The 16300-nt window shown below is 58.7% G+C and carries 13 protein-coding genes and 1 pseudogene; 9 read left to right on the top strand and 5 right to left on the bottom strand.

What is annotated here, in order from left to right; all coding sequences use genetic code 11:
- Window positions 1-5 precede the first annotated feature (5 nt).
- The 3 genes from FHT77_RS13775 to FHT77_RS13765 all read right to left on the bottom strand — a co-directional run bounded on the left by FHT77_RS13775 (window position 6) and on the right by FHT77_RS13765 (window position 3308).
- The gene (locus FHT77_RS13775; protein WP_183755557.1) at window positions 6-1271 is read right to left on the bottom strand and encodes an O-antigen ligase; all 1266 of its coding nucleotides are present in this window, start codon (window positions 1269-1271) and stop codon (window positions 6-8) included.
- 10 nt (window positions 1272-1281) lie between these two features.
- Window positions 1282-2553 carry a polysaccharide biosynthesis/export family protein gene (locus FHT77_RS13770; RefSeq protein WP_183755556.1) on the bottom strand — a complete coding sequence of 424 codons (1272 nt, stop codon included), beginning with the start codon at window positions 2551-2553 and terminating at the stop codon, window positions 1282-1284.
- 74 nt (window positions 2554-2627) lie between these two features.
- On the bottom strand, window positions 2628-3308 hold the full coding sequence (locus tag FHT77_RS13765; protein ID WP_114713575.1) for a sugar transferase: 681 nt from the start codon (window positions 3306-3308) through the stop codon (window positions 2628-2630).
- A gap of 776 nt (window positions 3309-4084) precedes the next feature.
- Here FHT77_RS13765 and FHT77_RS13760 point away from each other — a divergent pair.
- Both FHT77_RS13760 and FHT77_RS13755 read left to right on the top strand, forming a co-directional pair.
- Entirely contained in the window at window positions 4085-4351 is a 267-nt protein-coding gene (locus tag FHT77_RS13760) for an exopolysaccharide production repressor protein (RefSeq protein WP_183755555.1), read from the top strand.
- Between the two features lie 134 nt (window positions 4352-4485).
- Window positions 4486-5487, top strand: coding sequence for a glycosyltransferase family 2 protein (locus FHT77_RS13755; protein WP_183755554.1), 1002 nt, complete (start codon window positions 4486-4488; stop codon window positions 5485-5487).
- 11 nt (window positions 5488-5498) lie between these two features.
- Here FHT77_RS13755 and FHT77_RS13750 read toward each other — a convergent pair whose 3' ends face one another.
- Window positions 5499-6458: a glycosyltransferase family 2 protein gene (locus tag FHT77_RS13750; protein ID WP_183755553.1), complete on the bottom strand. Its 960-nt coding sequence runs from the start codon at window positions 6456-6458 to the stop codon at window positions 5499-5501.
- Window positions 6459-7005: 547 nt separating this feature from the next.
- Here FHT77_RS13750 and FHT77_RS13745 point away from each other — a divergent pair.
- From FHT77_RS13745 to FHT77_RS13715, 7 genes and pseudogenes are all read left to right on the top strand, one after another.
- On the top strand, window positions 7006-8124 hold the full coding sequence (locus FHT77_RS13745) for an acyltransferase family protein (protein WP_183755552.1): 1119 nt from the start codon (window positions 7006-7008) through the stop codon (window positions 8122-8124).
- Window positions 8125-8127: 3 nt separating this feature from the next.
- The gene (locus FHT77_RS13740) at window positions 8128-8922 is read left to right on the top strand and encodes a glycoside hydrolase family 16 protein (RefSeq protein WP_183755551.1); all 795 of its coding nucleotides are present in this window, start codon (window positions 8128-8130) and stop codon (window positions 8920-8922) included.
- A 38-nt stretch (window positions 8923-8960) separates the two neighbouring features.
- Window positions 8961-10109 (top strand): annotated as a pseudogene (locus tag FHT77_RS32045) (glycosyl transferase); the annotation flags it as partial.
- 60 nt (window positions 10110-10169) lie between these two features.
- On the top strand, window positions 10170-11168 hold the full coding sequence (locus FHT77_RS13730; RefSeq protein ID WP_183755663.1) for a glycosyltransferase family 2 protein: 999 nt from the start codon (window positions 10170-10172) through the stop codon (window positions 11166-11168).
- Window positions 11165-12091, top strand: a complete 927-nt coding sequence (locus FHT77_RS13725) for a glycosyltransferase family 2 protein (RefSeq protein ID WP_183755550.1) — start codon at window positions 11165-11167, stop codon at window positions 12089-12091. The genes FHT77_RS13730 and FHT77_RS13725 overlap by 4 nt, the downstream gene beginning before the upstream one ends.
- Complete coding sequence (locus FHT77_RS13720) at window positions 12088-13095, top strand: glycosyltransferase family 2 protein (RefSeq protein ID WP_183755549.1); 1008 nt, start codon at window positions 12088-12090, stop codon at window positions 13093-13095. Before FHT77_RS13725 ends, FHT77_RS13720 begins: the two co-directional genes overlap by 4 nt.
- A gap of 4 nt (window positions 13096-13099) precedes the next feature.
- Entirely contained in the window at window positions 13100-15454 is a 2355-nt protein-coding gene (locus tag FHT77_RS13715; protein ID WP_183755548.1) for a polysaccharide biosynthesis tyrosine autokinase, read from the top strand.
- Here the strand turns inward: FHT77_RS13715 and FHT77_RS13710 are convergent, their stop codons facing one another.
- On the bottom strand, window positions 15455-16192 hold the full coding sequence (locus tag FHT77_RS13710) for a metallophosphoesterase (RefSeq protein WP_183755547.1): 738 nt from the start codon (window positions 16190-16192) through the stop codon (window positions 15455-15457). It abuts the gene before it with no gap.
- Window positions 16193-16300 lie beyond the last annotated feature (108 nt).

Here is a 16300-nt window from a genome sequence, read left to right as displayed (position 1 = left end):
TGGCGTTATTGAGCGATGGGCTCAGGCAACTTGTGGTGTCGCCAAGAGCTCACCGCCGGCAGTCGACGCGCAGTCGCCAGCTTTCCAGCGGTGAAGTAGAAAAGAAACGTTCCGACGTTGTATGGCGTCAGAATATCAATCTCGACGAAGGAGCGGATCGTCAGCAGGACAGCAATCGAGAAAAGCAGATAGGATTCAACATTCCTGAAATCCTCGATGACGCGCCGCAAATGCCCCCAGAGGATCCGCAGCAGCATCGCCGCGAGGGTAAAGACGCCCGCGAGGCCCAGTTCGACGGCCGTTTCGATATAGGTGTTGTGGAAATGGAAGCCGCTCCGCGACCCGATGAAGAACTCTTCCCACAGACGCTCCGGCTCGGAGAAGCCCTGGACCCAATAGGCCTGGTAGCCGATGCCGAAGATCGGATTCTGTTTTGCCGCCTCGATCCCCTGTTGCCAGAGATAGGTGCGCCCGGTCAGCGTCGAATCCTTGCCGAAAATGCCAAGAACGGCGTCGACCGCTCCGAGATAAACGCCGGCAACGGCGAGAACGATAACGGCGACGCCGCCGCCGACGACCAGCAGTTTTCGGTGATCAGGCGTCAGTGCGAGGACGACATGCAATCCCATCATCAAGGCCAGCACGACAGCCGTGGTCAGCACGGATGTCGCCGATTGGCAAGCGATGAGGCAATAGGCGGACAAAAGTCCAACGATGCCGGACGCAGCCATCCAGAGGCGTCTCTCGCCGAAGATGAAGACGGCTGCGAACGAGACGATCAACCCCAGCGACGCGTAGAAGCCGAGCTGGTTCTTTGAGGCGAAGGCCCCCACGAAACTGAAGGTTCCGTCCAGCGGATCGTACTCGTAGTAGCCGAACAACAACGAATAGATGAGGACGATCCCGACGCCGGCGATCATGCCGACCGTCAGGGTCCTGACGTCGAGCACCCGCACCGCAATCAGCGCACAGATGACCTGCGTCAGGTACTGAATGCTGGCTCGCACAGAGATGCTTGGAACGGCAGACCAGAACACCGACAGGAAGGCGAGCGCGGCGAAGGCGTAGATCCAGAGGTAACGACCGTGACTGCCGAGCACCTTCTTGTAGTCGACGGCGATCAGCGGCAGCCAGAGCGCATAGTAAAGCAGGATCGCCACCTGCCCGAACTTGATCGAGTAGGCGAAGCAAAAAAGTGACAGTGCCACGGCGGGAATGGCATAAGCCGCGTTCCCGCCTGGCTGAATGAGCGCCGATTTTGCGATCCGCATTGCGGCCTCGTTATCTCATCGCCAGTCCGGCAGTGACCTTGATCAGGTCGCCGGGCAGGAGCGCCGTATTTTCCTGAACCGGAATCTCCTTCGCCTTGCCGTCAACTTCGCGGACAATTGAATACGCGATGCTCGCAGCCCCGGTGCTGGTGTCAAAACGGGCGGCATCGGTCGATTGCGTCAACGCCTCCGCCATCAGCGAGTTGCTGGTTTCGAGCTTGAGATTGAGTTCGTCGAGCTGAGCGTCGGCATTCTGGAGCTCCTGGGATAGCTGTGCATCCCAGTCGTTCCGAAGCGTGATCTCGTCTTGGTTGGCCTTGCTGATGTCCTGCTTGGCCTTCAGCGAATTGGTATCGATATCGAGGAGCGTCGCCTCGGTATCAGCTGCCCGCTGCTCAGCGGCCATCTTACGGTTGCTGAGCGCTAGGCCCCTTTCCGCAAGATCCTCGACCTTGTCGCGATCTTCCATCGCCAACTGTAGCTGCCGGGTTTGCGTTTCCGTCTTCTTGGCGAGGCTCTCGACCTCGCTTTGCAGCAGTTGCTTGAGATCGGCGAGCGCTTGTAGCTGCAGCGTCAGGCGCTTCTTGCGCGTGTTCATGAGAGCCGTTTCGCTATCAAGCAGAGGCTTCGCCTCCGGCTTCTCCTGCAGCTCCTTCGGCATTTCAATCGTATCCTGGTTGGCGATCTCGGCGCGCAGCCGGGCCTGCTTCACCAATAGGCGTGCACGGTCTGCCATGTAGACGACCGCGTCACCCTTGGCATTGATGAAGTCACGGGCGAACCGTTGCCCGGCGTCTGCACGGCGCAGACCGCCGGCAAGGCTCACGGCTTTGACGATCGTCAGATTCGGCGCAAACGGGTATTCGCCGGGCTTTTCGACGTCACCGGACAGATAAACCGGCCGGAATTCCGAGAGCTCGACCGAGGCAGATGGACGGTCCTTCAGAGCAAATTGCTTCTGCAGAGCCGTGCCGATCTCCTGGGCGATTGCGTCAGTCGTTTTGCCCGAAGCAGGCATGTCTCCGACGAAAGGCAAGGAAATGCTTCCTGAAGGCCCGACCGTGTAGTCCCCACTGACGACCGACCAGTCGCGGATGCTGCCATCCGCGGTCTGCCACTCGGCCACCCGAATCTTCAGCTTGTCCATGATACCAAGACGGTAGTCGTCGGCAGCAGCAAGCGATGAAGACGCCAGAAAAGCACCAAGTCCGGCTGCGACAACAACACCGGATCTTAGCGTGCGAAATCGTCCGGCCTTGCCGTCAAAAAAGCGTTTTTCCATTACCTTCCCCGTGTCTCGGCACGACAAGCCGCAAGGCGTTGCCGCGCAGTACTGTCTGGGTTTTGAGATGCGGCTTAGTAGCTGCCGCGTTGAGCGCATACCGCCGGAATTGTGCGTGCGATGATCACGACATCCCGAACCAGCGACCAGTTTTCGACGTAGTGTGTGTCGAAGGCGACGCGAGTTGCGTAAGAAACGTCATTGCGTCCGCTGATCTGCCACAGGCCCGTCAGGCCAGGGCGAGATTGCAGATAGTAGACGGCCGAATTCTCGTACATTTCGAGTTCGTCTCGAACGACAGGACGCGGACCGACGACGCTCATTTCGCCGCGGATGATATTGAAGAGCTGGGGAAGCTCATCAAGGCTCAACTTGCGTAGAACGGCACCCACGGCAGTGACCCGGGGGTCATCCTGCAGTTTGCGCGTTGCACGCCACTCTTCCATGGCCTTCGGATTGTTGCGCAGGTGCTCCTGCAGAACCTTGTCACCATTGGTGACCATTGTCCGAAACTTCAGGCAACGGAACTCCTGGCCGTTATGGCCGATGCGGCGATGTCCATAGAAGATCGGTCCTTTGTCCGAGAGCTTCACAAGCAACATCACCATCAAAAAAAGCGGGCTCAGAAAGATGAGCCCGAGGCAGGCGGCGGACATGTCGAATGCCCGTTTCGCGATCCCGCCAGTCGGCGGAAACACGCTCTGATGAACTACGCCATAAAATGGCGAACTGTCCGATCTCGTCGCAGACTTCATAGAGGTAACTCCACTTATGTTTGCCGTTTGGTCGGGTAGGCTCAGGCCGCTTAGCTAGCGCTGACGAATTCGAAGTGTATGAGGTGATTTTGTTTTTTTAAGCCACAATTTTAAGACCGTGGCGTTACGGCATGTTTTTGGAGCCGCCATTCAACTTTTTTGTTTTTAAGACTCTGCTGAAACAATCATACAATTCTTTGGCGATTTCGAACTAATCTCTGCGTGTACCAATAAAAGTCTCTGGCATTGCTATCCGAGCCAAAGATACTGAAGTCTAGGACGTCAGGGCGGGGTGCCGGCAATTGCTGGTTTCCACTGTCGGCTTCTGAGAAAGGCCCGGTTTCTATTTGCAAAAAGGAGCCCCCTATTGCATCGCACCATGCATTTTGCACTGCACCAGCTAACCGTTTGAAATTAAAACTTTGTAATAAAAGTTGAACGGAAAGCACTCCGAACGCACCCCGCACCGCATACATTGTGGCACTAATAGGAGCGTGTATTGCCAAATTGTGCGCAACTACCGATGGACGCAATGTTTTTTAATCATCTTTCGAGAAAGCAATGCGGCGGCGGCAGTGCGTGGCATTTTTACCAATAGCCGGAAGAAACCCTTAAGATCGTGGCTGTACTACGCCTCTCGCAGACGCAAAAAAACGTCTCCAGACCTTCAGTTGAAACAGGAAGTCCTGTAAAACATTATCCTAGGAAGGATCCTGGTGGCGCTTTCGTCTTCAATGATTGTACGTTGAACGAAGCTCCGATGGAGGAGGCAACAGATGTATGCACCTCGCGTTATCTTCAGCATGCTCGGCGCATTGGCCGTATTTGCTGTCGCGACGTATTGGTTGAGCGGTTCTCTCACCGGGACCGCAGTCAAGACGGCAATCTCTGCCGTCCTGCTTCAAATCGGTTATTTCGGCGGCGTCTTATACCTCGTCTGGAAGGAGAGCAGGAGCCGCACGATTCGCCCCTCAGTGAGGCGCGAAGAGACGGAAAAGCTGCCTGTCTCGCCATTCAAGGGTTCTGAACCTTTCAACCGCTAAGCCTCTTCGATTCGAAGCATTGCCATGCCTTCCCGGCATGAAGAGCATCCCGTTCGTAACATCATTTGAAGAGCGGACCGTTGTCCGCCACATTTTGACGTCTTAGTTGTTGGGCGAAACAACGGAGGTCACGCGTGGCAAAAACCGCAAGCATTTGCGTCATCATCGCTGCCAAGAACGCAGCAGACACCATCGAAACTGCCGTTAGATCGGCCCTTCAAGAGCCTGAAGTGGCCGAAGTCGTCGTTGTCGATGACGGCTCCAGCGATGACACGGCGGGAACCGCAAGGCGGGCCGACGATGCCAGCGGCAGGTTGAATGTTGTCAGATTCGACCAAAACAAAGGGCCGTCGGCCGCCCGCAACCACGCCATCGCTATCTCTTCGGCACCACTGATCGCAATCTTGGATGCGGACGATTTCTTTTTCGCAGGTCGCTTTCGCCGCATGCTTGCAGAAGACGACTGGGAATTCGTTGCCGACAACATCGCCTTCGTCGATGCCGATACGGCAAGCCTGGCGCCGGGGCGGCTCCAGCAATTCGCCGAAAATCCACTCTTCCTCGACCTGCCTACCTTCGTCGACGGCAACATTTCAAAGCGCGGTGTCCGCCGCGGCGAGATCGGCTTCCTCAAGCCGATCATGCGACGCGCCTTTCTGGACAAGCATGGGCTGCGCTACCGCGAAGAGATGCGGCTCGGCGAAGACTACGATCTCTACATCCGGGCCCTGGCGCTCGGCGCGCGCTACAAGGTAATCCACAGCTGCGGCTACGGCGCCGTCGTGCGCGGCGACTCGCTCAGCGGACGCCATCGCACCGAGGATTTGCGCCGCTTGTATGAGGCCGATCGCACGCTCCTGAAGTCGGTGAAGTTGCCCCCACAGGCGGCGGAAGCCGTGCGCCGGCATGAGCGGCATGTACGCGGCAAATATGAGCTGCGGCGGTTTCTCGATATCAAGGGCCAGGCAGGGCCGCTAGCAGCGATCTCCTACGTTGCTGGGAACCCAGGGGCCTTCCCCGCGATTGCGACGGGCATCCTTGCCGACAAGACGGAACGGCTGCGCAACCCCGGCGGCGTCTCCGTCACGGCGCCGGGCAATGGCCTACGATATCTTTTGAGCGCCCCGGCAAAATAACCGGGAATCGACTACTTCGAGAGCTTCGCAGCAGCCAGCTGCAGCGCACTTCCCAACAAACGGGGATCGCGTGCCGCCCATCGTGCAAGCAATCTGAAATCTGGCGTCTTGCGCCGGCGCAGCAGGCCGATCTGGCTCCAGATGGCCTGCCTTCGCGCCGTATTCTTGTGTTTCTTGATGGTTTCGACCTCCTGCGGCCGGCGGGAGAACCGGCTTTCCAGCTGGTCAAGCGCCATCCAGGTGATGAATTGCTGCTTGAGAAATTCCGGTGAGGCGTTGTCGACGCCGTGGAAGATGTTGATGCCCTCGCCGCGCAGCGCACCCGGCTCCGCGCAGAGCAACACCTGTTTCGCCGCAATGATGCAATCGCAGAAGAACAGGACGTCCTCGGCGGCCAATCGCAAGGCGGCGTCGAAACGGACCTTCTCGAACAGCGGCCGACCGATGACCATGCAGGACATATGCAGGAAGGCCCAGTTCTTCAGCATGACGCCGGCAAGATCCGGCACGTCCAGGATCAGCGGCTTGTCCAGCAGGCGCCGCGCTCCCTCCTCTTTCTCGAGAGCGGCGATACCGAAGTGATAGTCAAACTCCTCGCCGCCTTCGATCGACGCCCAGTAGCAGTCGCCCCCGAAGGCCTCCATCGCCTTGGCTGCGTTCTCCAGGTGATCGGGAGTCCAGACATCATCGGAGTCGAGAAAGGCAACGTATCGCGTCGCCTTCGGCACATGATCGAGGCCAGTGTTTCTGGCGCCGCCAGGCCCGGCGTTCGGTTGGGCGATCACTGTCACGCGCGCCCTGTTCTCCTCCGACAAAAGAGCGAGGTCCGCATCTGGGGAACGTGGTGACTGGTCGTCGACGACGATGACATCAACATCCGTGTAGCTTTGCGAGAAGACCGACTCCAAGGCGCGGCTGAGAATGCCGTCCTCGCGCTGATAGAAGGGGATGATGATCGTGAAGGTCGCCATAGTCTCTCCCTTGAGATACGCGAAGTTATGTTTTCGCCCCAGCGCATCTAGGGGTGAATGACAGGCGCAGCAAGTGTGCTGCACTGCAAAATGATGACGTTCATTTCGGCCGAAGTTTGTCAAAGCTGTCCATTGATAGGATCGCATCAACCCGTATCGAAACGAAACGGCGGCTCGCTCTCAAGCCGCAATTCCGCCATGATCGGAGCCGTTCGTCAGCCTCTCGTTGTAACAATCGTTCACCAGTCAACAAAAACTTTTATGCCACTCGCGACGGAAAAGCCTAGAAATTGATGAATATCATCATGTTATGAAATGCACTGCTGACGTTGGCGTTGAGGACCATTCGGCGGACCGACACATAGGCTTTTTCTCATACTGAGCCAGGACAGGACGACTGTTACGAAGTGGGACCGCCGATCACTTTTTGCTGCACCGCCATATTTTCTTCCGTGAATCCGCCCTAACTTCGGGGTGCGGGCTCGAGTCTGCTCTGATTGAAAACGGTCGCAAGGGGAGGTGCGGCCCAAAAGGGGTGACTGATAGCGTGAATGTTGATGCGAATGTATCGTCGCGGATAAATCTGATGCGCATCGTGCTCATATCGGGCATTGTGTTCGTCCATATACCGTTCGACGCCGCCAGCAGTCCCTACGAGGGGGCCTACGGCGCATTTGACTGGATACGGGTTTTTCTGACGGAGGCGCTGTTTCGCGTCGGCGTTCCATGCCTGAGCGCGATCTCGGGCTATCTGTTGTTTCGCAGCGGACAGGAGAACTTTAGCTACAAGAAAACCGTGCGCACGAAGGTGCAGACGGTGTTTGTGCCATTCCTGCTTTGGAACTGTGGATTCATCGCAGCAATGGTCCTCGCCACCAGTGTCGGGGTGGGTGACGGCTATCTGCCCGACCCGCTGCACGCGTCCGGCCGTGATCTGATGTCACAAGTACTGGCGGTCGAGAATTTCCCCGCCAACGTACCCTTGTATTTCCTTCGCGATCTCTTCGTCTGCATCCTGCTTTCGCCAATCCTTGCCTGGCTGATCAGCCGGGCTCCTATATTGACGTTGACTGCCTTGCTGGTAATCGCGCTCATTCCGGAACTGTCGATCTACATCGTTCTAAAGCGCTCCATCCTTTTCACCTTTAGTCTCGGCATCTTCCTTGCCTTGCAGCAGTTCGACCTCAAGGCTCTTGATCGCTTCGCGTCGCTTGGCGTCCTTCTGCTGCTCGCTTCCTCGGCCCTTCTGGCAACCGCCATCTTTTTCACCGGACCTTCGCTACCTGATTGGGTGCAATTCTTCCGCAACGCGCTCGCAATCGGTGGTGCATTGGGCTTCTGGCTGCTCTCGGCTCCGCTGATCAAGACGCAGATTGGCCAACGACTCGCAAAGACCGGGAGCCTCAGCTTCTGGATCTTTTGCGCCCACTACCCGCTCCTCATTTTCCTCTGGATTCTGTGGGGCAAAGCAGACCTTAGCTTCTATCCGTTGTTCTTCGTTCTGTCCTTCGTCCTGCTGTTTCCATTGCTCGCTCTCTCAAACGGGCTGTGCCGGAAGAATTTTCCGCGCGTCTACGCCGTCCTGACGGGCGGCAGAACCAAACGGTCCGTGCACTCGGCGTCGCAGCGCGACGTCTCTCCCGAACTCGTTTCACAGCAAAGGTGACACATGACGACCAAAATCGCCCATGCGCGAAAACTTTGCCTGAGCCTAATTGCCATTGCGGCAATAGGCGTTTCAGTCCTGCCGGCCTCGGCACAACAGGCATCTGGAAAATCCTTCGTGGATGACTTTGACAAGATCAACAGCGGCTTCTGGTATGTTTCCGACGGCTGGAACAACGGCGCCCACCAGAACTGCACCTGGTCGAAGAACAACGTGAACGTCGAGAACGGCGTCCTTCAACTCTCCTTCGCGGACGGAAAGTCCAAGGACCGCAGCTATCTCTGCGGGGAGATCCAGACGACCAAGCGTTACAGCTATGGCACCTATGAAGCCCGTATCAAGGCCGGCACCGGCTCGGGTCTGAATTCGGCGTTCTTCACTTACATCGGCCCTGCCGACAAGCAGAAGCACGATGAGATCGACTTCGAAGTGTTGGGCAAGAACACCGGCGAAGTGCAGGTAAACCAGTATGTCCAGGCCAAGGGCGGCAACGAGAAACTCGTTCCGGTTGGCAGCAAAGCCGATGATGGCTTCAATGACTATGCCTTCATCTGGGAAAAAGACCGATTGCGCTACTACCTGAACGGCAAGCTCGTTCAGGACGTTACCGATCCGTCGAAGATACCGTCCAACCCGCAGAAGATCTTCTTCAGCCTCTGGGGTTCCGACACGCTTGCGAACTGGATGGGGCGCTTCGACTACACGAAGCCAGCCGTTCTCAGCGTCGATCGGGTTGCTTTCACCGCGCTTGGCGACAAGTGCCAATTCCCTGAATCCATCGCATGCACGCTCAACTGACCAGCGCCGGCAGAGCCCACACAGGAAAAGGAACGTCGATGCTCAAAGTGCTCTACCTCGTGCACGACCTGGCAGACCCTGCCGTCCGACGGCGGGTGCTGATGCTGCGCGAGGGCGGTGCCGAAGTGGTGCTGGCCGGTTTTCGCCGCGGGGAAAACCGCCTTGCCGAAGTGCACGGTGTAACCCCGATCGAACTCGGACGCACGGCCGACGCCAAGTTTGCGCAGCGAATGAGCGCGGTTACAAAGGCGATGGTCGGCCTGAAGGCGCTGCTGAAGAACGTCGAGAAACCCGATCTCATCATCGGCCGCAATCTCGAGGCACTCGCCGTCGCCCACAGGGCCAACGCACTGTTCGGCGGCAGCGTTCCTGTCGTCTATGAATGTCTGGACATCCACCGCCTGTTGCTGCGCGATGATGTGGTCGGCAAGATGATCCGCCGCGCCGAAGCACACTTCGGCCAGGATGCAAAACTGATCCTGACGAGTTCTCCCGCCTTCATCGAGAACTATTTCAATCCGCGCTCGGGCATCAAAGCCGAGACTCTCCTGATTGAAAACAAGGTCATCGCTCTGGATGAAGCGGCGATAGAGCCCGCCTTCGCCCGCCCGTTGAAGCAGCCCGGACAGCCTTGGAAGATCGGCTGGTTCGGTGCCCTTCGGTGCCGCAAGTCGCTCGGTCTCCTTGCCGAATTCTCACGCCGGATGGAAGGCAGGGTCGAGATCGTTTTGCGTGGCCGCCCCGCCTACTCCGAATTCGAGGATTTCGACGCTTTCGTGCGCGATGAGCCCTATCTTCGCTTCGAGGGCCCCTATCGCAATCCCGAGGATTTGCGGGCGATCTACGACGACGTTCACTTTTCCTGGGCTATCGATTTCTTCGAAGAGGGCCTCAATTCGAGCTGGCTCCTGCCGAACCGGCTGTACGAGGGCTGCCTGTATGGCGCGGTCCCTATCGCTCTGGAAGGAACCGAGACGGCACGTTTCCTTCAAGCGCGCGACATTGGCCTTAGACTCTCCGAAGCGAACTTTTCGCAGCTCGAGGAGCTGTTCGAAAACATGTCCGGCGAGCGTTACGGCGCATTGAGCGAGGCCGTTGCCGCCAAGGATCGCAAGATATGGCTTGCCGACCGCAGCGATTGTGCGGCCCTCGTTTCAAGCCTTTCCCGCCTTGTCCCGGCAACCGCAGAGAGGGGCGGTGCCGGTGCAATTATTCCAACAAGAGTGACTCCAGAAGGGTGGACAACCATGAAGCCTGATGTCGGTGCCAGCGTCTCCAGTCTCATCATCATTCCCTGCCTGAACGAAGAGAGGCATATCGAGGCTTTGCTCGCTAAGCTGAGCCTCGAAATCGATCACATGGATGCCCGGATCGTCGTCGCCGACGGCGGTAGCACGGATGCGACGCGCGACATCGTCGCCCGCATCAGCGCCGCTGATCCGAGGATTGTGCTGCTCCACAATCCCCGGCGGATCCAGAGTGCGGCGATCAATCTCGCGGTCCAGACCTTTGGCCGCGACTATGACTACCTGATCCGCATCGACGCACACGGCGACTACCCCGCCGACTATTGCCGCCGCCTCGTCCAGGAGGCCGTGCTGACCCAGGCGGACTCTGTCGTGGTCGCCATGGAAACCGTCGGCTTCGGCGTCTTTCAGAAGGCGACGGCCTTCGCCCAAAACTCGAAGCTCGGGAACGGCGGCTCCAAGCATCGCGAAGGCGCCAAGGGCCATTGGACCAATCACGGCCATCACGCATTGATGCGCATCGCAGCCTTCGACACTGTCGGCGGCTACGATGAAACCTTCAGCCACAACGAGGATGCAGAACTCGACTACCGCTTGAAGCAGGCGGGCTTCGGCATCTGGATGACGGACAAGACGCGGATGACCTACTATCCGCGCTCGACCATCTCGACGCTGTTCCGGCAATATCTGGGCTACGGTCGCGGCCGCGCCAAGAACATCCTGAAGCACGGCAGCATGCCCAATCTTCGGCAGATGCTTCCGCTTCTCGTCGTACCGGTGTTCATCGGTGCGTTTCTCGCCGTTCTGAACTGGGCGGCCGTCATCCCGTTTAGCCTCTGGGCCGTTGCCTGCGTTGGCTACGGCTTCTGGATGGCCATCGGCCACAAGAATCCATACGGGCCCCTCGCCGCCGTTTCGGCAATGGTGATGCACTTTGCCTGGTCGGCCGGCTTCTGGATGGAGCTTCTGAGCTTCCGCGGCAGGAAGGTCTCTTCATGAACAATGTGAAGTCCATGCAGATCGATATCGGCGTCTGCACCTACCGCCGCGCTTCGCTCGACGAAGCGCTGCTTTCGCTTGCGATTCTTGCCGTTCCGGAAGGCGCGAAGCTGCGGATCATCGTTGCCGACAACGACAAGGTTCCGAGCGCCAAGGAACGGGTCGATGCGCTTCGTCCCACCATTCCGCACGAAATTGCCTATGTGCACTGCCCGGCATCGAACATCTCGATTGCCCGCAACGCATGCCTGGACAACGCAACCGGCGACTTCCTGGCTTTCATCGATGATGATGAGGATGCCAGCGAGGAATGGCTGGTAGAATTGCTTGCCGCTGCCAAGACGACCAAGGCCGACGCCGTGCTTGGCCCCGTTCGCAGCGTCTACTCGTCCACGGCGCCGAACTGGATGCGCGAGGGTGACTTCCACTCGACCCTGCCCGTATGGGTCGGCGGTGAAATCCGCACCGGCTATACCTGCAACGTCCTCCTTCGCCTCAACTCGCCTCACGTGGCCGGCCGCCGCTTCAATCTGGCCCTCGGTCGCACCGGCGGTGAGGACACCGAATTCTTCAGCCATATGCATACCGATGGCGGCGGGATTGCCTTTGCACCCGAAGCTTATGTCTATGAACCGGTGACCGAAAGCCGGGCTGGCCTGTCCTGGCTCGCCAAACGCCGCTTTCGCTTCGGCCAGACGCATGGGCGGTTGCTCCAGGAAAAGAACACCGGCCTGCAGCGTCTAAAGCAGATCGGCCTTGCCGCTGCCAAGGCGGCCTTCTGCTACGGCGCGGCGCTTGCCTGCATCTTTTCTCCGATTCCACGCTATCGCTACGCCCTTCGCGGCCTCATGCATACCGGCGTGGTGAGTGGTTTGCTGGGTGTCAGGGAAATCCGTCAGTACGGAACGGCGGAGGCTGCATGACGCAAACCCAGCCCGACGTCAGCTTCATCGTCGCCGCCTACAATGCGGAAGAAACGCTCGCCAAGGCGATCGACAGCGCCCTTGCACAACAGGGCGTGTCGGTGGAGGTGATCGTCGCCGATGACTGCTCGACGGATGAGACGAGAGCCATTGCCGAAAGCTATGCGAACAGGGGCGTGAAGCTTCTAGCGCTTGAGCGCAATGGCGGGCCAGCGGCAGCGCGCAACGCCGCGTTGTCGGCGGCGACCGGCCGATGGCTAGCTGTGCTCGACTCCGACGACACGGTCGAGCCGCGGCGACTGCAGCGCATGATCGAGCGCGCCGAGAATGCCGGTGCCCAGATTGCCGTCGACAATCTTCGCGTCATTCGCGCCGACGGGACGCCGCCGGAGACGATGTTTACCGAGCAATCGCTGGCCGAAACACCGGAACTGATACTTCCCGTATTTATACGGTCGAATGCCCTGTTTCAGACAACCCATAACTTTGGTTATCTCAAGCCGATCTTTCAGCGCGCTTTCATCGAACAGCATGAACTTCGCTTCAACGAGGCCCTGAAGGTTGGCGAGGACTATCTCTTCCTCGCCTCGGCCATGGCGCTTGGGGGGCGCTGCGTGATCGAGCCGGTCCCCGGCTACGACTATCAGATCCGTGAGGGATCGATTTCGCGCGTTCTTGCCCTTCATCACATCGATGCCATGATCGAGGGTGATAAGACCTTCCTTCGAGATCACACGCTGGATGCGGAGGCGGCGGCCGCACAGGAGTTTCGCGAACAAAGCCTCCGCCGGGGCCGCGCATTCCTCATCCTCGTACAGAACATCAAAGACCGGTCGATCTCCGGAGCGATCAAAACGGCCTGGAGCAATCCGTCGGCGGTGACGCATCTCAAGATGCCGATCGCCATTCGGATCAATCGCGCACTCGCGCCGCTTCGCCATCTGATAAGCCCGCGGACCGACCTAACAGCCATCGATGGCGTGACCCGCTCCCGCAAAGGATAGAGCCATGAACCAACGGAACCTGACCTTGCACAGCACCTTGCCCAAAGGGGCCGACGATTCCGATTCATTCATCGACATCGATCGCCTGATTGCCATTCTGATCCGCCGTGCCGGATCGATCGCGCTTTGCGTCGCCGCAACAGTGACGCTCGCCGTCATCTATCTGCTCTTTGCGACGGCGCAGTACACGTCGATGACCCAGATCCTGCTTGATGACAACATGGCGAAATACGCACAAGATGCGACCCCGGTCGCAAGCTCGCAGCAGGTCGACATGGAGATCGCCAGCGCCGTCGAAATCCTGAAATCGAACCAGCTTGCGCTTCGCGTGGTTGATGCCGAGAAGCTACAGGACAATGATACGCTCCTCGATCCTCCGAAGTCCCCCGCCGCGCTGATCAAGTCGGGGATAAAGCTGGTCGTGAGCGCATTGGCTCCGGGTGGCCCACCGGCTACCGAAGCCGATGAGCGCAATGCCCGCCGCCAGAAGGCGGCCGCATTGCTTCAGGACGCCGTGACCGTATCGCGCGTCAACCGCAGTTCCGTTCTGGCGGTATCCTTCCGTTCGACCGACAAGCTTCTTGCCGCGCGGATCACCAAAGCCTATGCGAACGCCTATCTGAACGATCAGTTGAACGCCAATTTCGACGCAACGGAGAGCGCCTCCGTCTGGCTGCAGCAGCGCCTTTCCGATCTTCGCGAGCGGTCGCAGCAGGCGGCCCTCGATGTCGCAAAGTTCAAGGCTGAGAACGGCCTGACGTCCGCCAATGGCGAACTGATGTCGGAGCAACAGCTTGCCGACTTGAACAAGCAGTTGATCGTCGCCCAGGCCGACAGCGCCAGTGCGTCGGCCCGGTACAACCAGTTCAAGTCCATCATCGATCTTGGTCCTGAGAGCGCCGTCAACAACGCCGCGATCTCGTCGGGCCAAGCGGATAATACGGTGATCAAGGACCTGCGCACGCGCTACGCGGCCGTAAACAAGCGTGAGCAGGAGGTCACGACCAATTTCGGGGAAGATCATCCGCAGGCCGTCGCTTTGCGTGCCGAAAAACAGGATCTGACCCGGCAGATCTATCAGGAACTGCAGCAACTGACCGCCAGCTACCGCAACGAGTTCGAAGTCACCCGCTCGCGCGAGGCCTCGCTTCGCCAGAACATCGAACACCTGACCGGCAAGAATTCGGAAGCCGACAGGTCGATCGTCCAACTCAGCGATCTCGAGCAACGCGCAGCTGCGCTGAAGACCCTCTATGAATCCTACCTCGGCAAGTACGAGGAGGCTTCACAGCAGCAGTCCTTCCCCATTGCCAAGGCTCGCGTGATCTCCGAAGCTGGCGTACCGGTATCGCCGTCGAGCCCGAAGAAGACGATGACGCTCGGCCTCGCGATCGTTCTTGGCCTGATGGCCGGCGGCGCGCTGACCGCCTTCCAGGAGTTCCGGGAGCGCTTCTTCCGCGTCGAGGGCGATGTCAGGACTATCCTTGGCCTCAAGTTCCTCGGTTATCTACCCCGCATCGGCAAACCGACGCGAGACGGCACAATCTTCCGGCAGCGTACCAGTCCTTCCGTGGAGCCTGCCGAAGCCGCCGATTCCGACGCGACGTTCGAACGCATCATGCGCGTCGTCCTCGAAGCACCACGCTCGATCTTCGCCGAAACCCTGCGCAATGCGAAGCTTGCGAGCGACGTCATGTTCCAGGGCAAATCCGACCGCGTCATCGGCGTTGTCTCGGCAATGCCGGGAGAAGGCAAGTCGACGACGGCCGCCAATTTCGCGGCACTCCTCGCCTCCAGCGGCAAGCGCACGCTGCTCATCGACGCGGACCTTCGCAACCCGGGACTGACCCGGATGCTGAAGAATCCTCCGCAACAGGGACTTGTCGAAGCCGTTCTTGGTGAGGTTCCGTGGGCAAGCGCCGTCAAGATCGATCCGAGAACGAAGCTGGCAATCCTGCCGGTTCTGCCGAACGATCATCTAATGCACACCAGCGAACTGCTTGCTTCGCAGGGCATGTTCAATCTCATGGAGAATGCCCGCAAGATGTTCGACTACATCGTCGTCGACCTTGCGCCGCTTGGCCCGGTCATCGATGCCAAGGCATTTGCACCACAGGTGGACGGCTTCCTGTTTGTGACCGAGTGGGGCTCGACGCCGACATCAGTCGTGCGTGACCTCCTCAATGCAGAGCCGCAAATCAAGTCCAAGATTCTCGGTGTGATCCTCAACAAGACAGATATGACCGAACTCGGCAAGTTCACCAATTTCGGCGGCACGGAACGCTACCGTCATAAATACGTGAGCTACTATACCGACGAAAAGTCAAAGAAGCGGGAGCCAGCGGACGCTGGCGCCTGATCAAGTCTGGAACAGATGCACACGCCCCTTCCACAGTCTGGCAACAGTCAGTTTGCCGCTGTGGTAGGCTGCGGTATCGAGGTTCAGTCTCTTCGGCAGGACCTCGGGCTCATCGTTCGGCGTATGGCCGTGGACAATCACCTTGGGCAGCGGCAGGCGGCTCTCGAAGAAACGATGACGGATGAAAACGAGGTCGTCGTCGCTTTGAGCGTCGATCGACAGCATGGGATCAATGCCCGCGTGCACGAAGAGCACATTCGGCGTATCAACGAGGATCGGCAAGGATCGCAGAAAGTCCACGTGCGGCTTCGGTATCGATTGCCTGATGAACCCATCGAGCTTCGCCGCGGTCGGGAAAATCCGCGGCAGTTGATCCGGGTCAAGCCCATAGGACCGCAGCAGCGCGTCAGAACCCATTCGCATCCAATCCGAGAACGAAATCAGGCCATCGAGGTAATCGAGCATCGTCGTCTCATGGTTGCCGGTCAGGCAGATGCGGTCGAAGCTCTCGGGCGGAGGCGCCATCAGGTGAGAGATGACCTGCGCCGATGACGGGCCCCGGTCGATGTAGTCGCCAAGCGTGATGATCAGCTTGCGGCCTGGAATAGTGGCAGCATCATCGGTGATTGCCTGCTCTGCCTTCTGCAACAGGTCAAGCCTGCCATGAATATCGCCGATGGCGTAGATCGGAATATCGCCGGGATCCAGTTTCAGCCGCTCACGGACCGTCGAAGGCATATTGAACCTCTCATTGCGGGCGTCGAAGCGTCGTCACGCTTCGCATGTGTGCGATCAAGCGACAATAAAAATTCAATCGCTCGCGCATTCGTAGAAAAACGGGCCTTA

The sequence above is a fragment of the Rhizobium sp. BK181 genome, from assembly GCF_014193305.1.
GTDB lineage: Bacteria > Pseudomonadota > Alphaproteobacteria > Rhizobiales > Rhizobiaceae > Rhizobium.
This window is presented reverse-complemented; position numbering and strand designations above follow the sequence as displayed.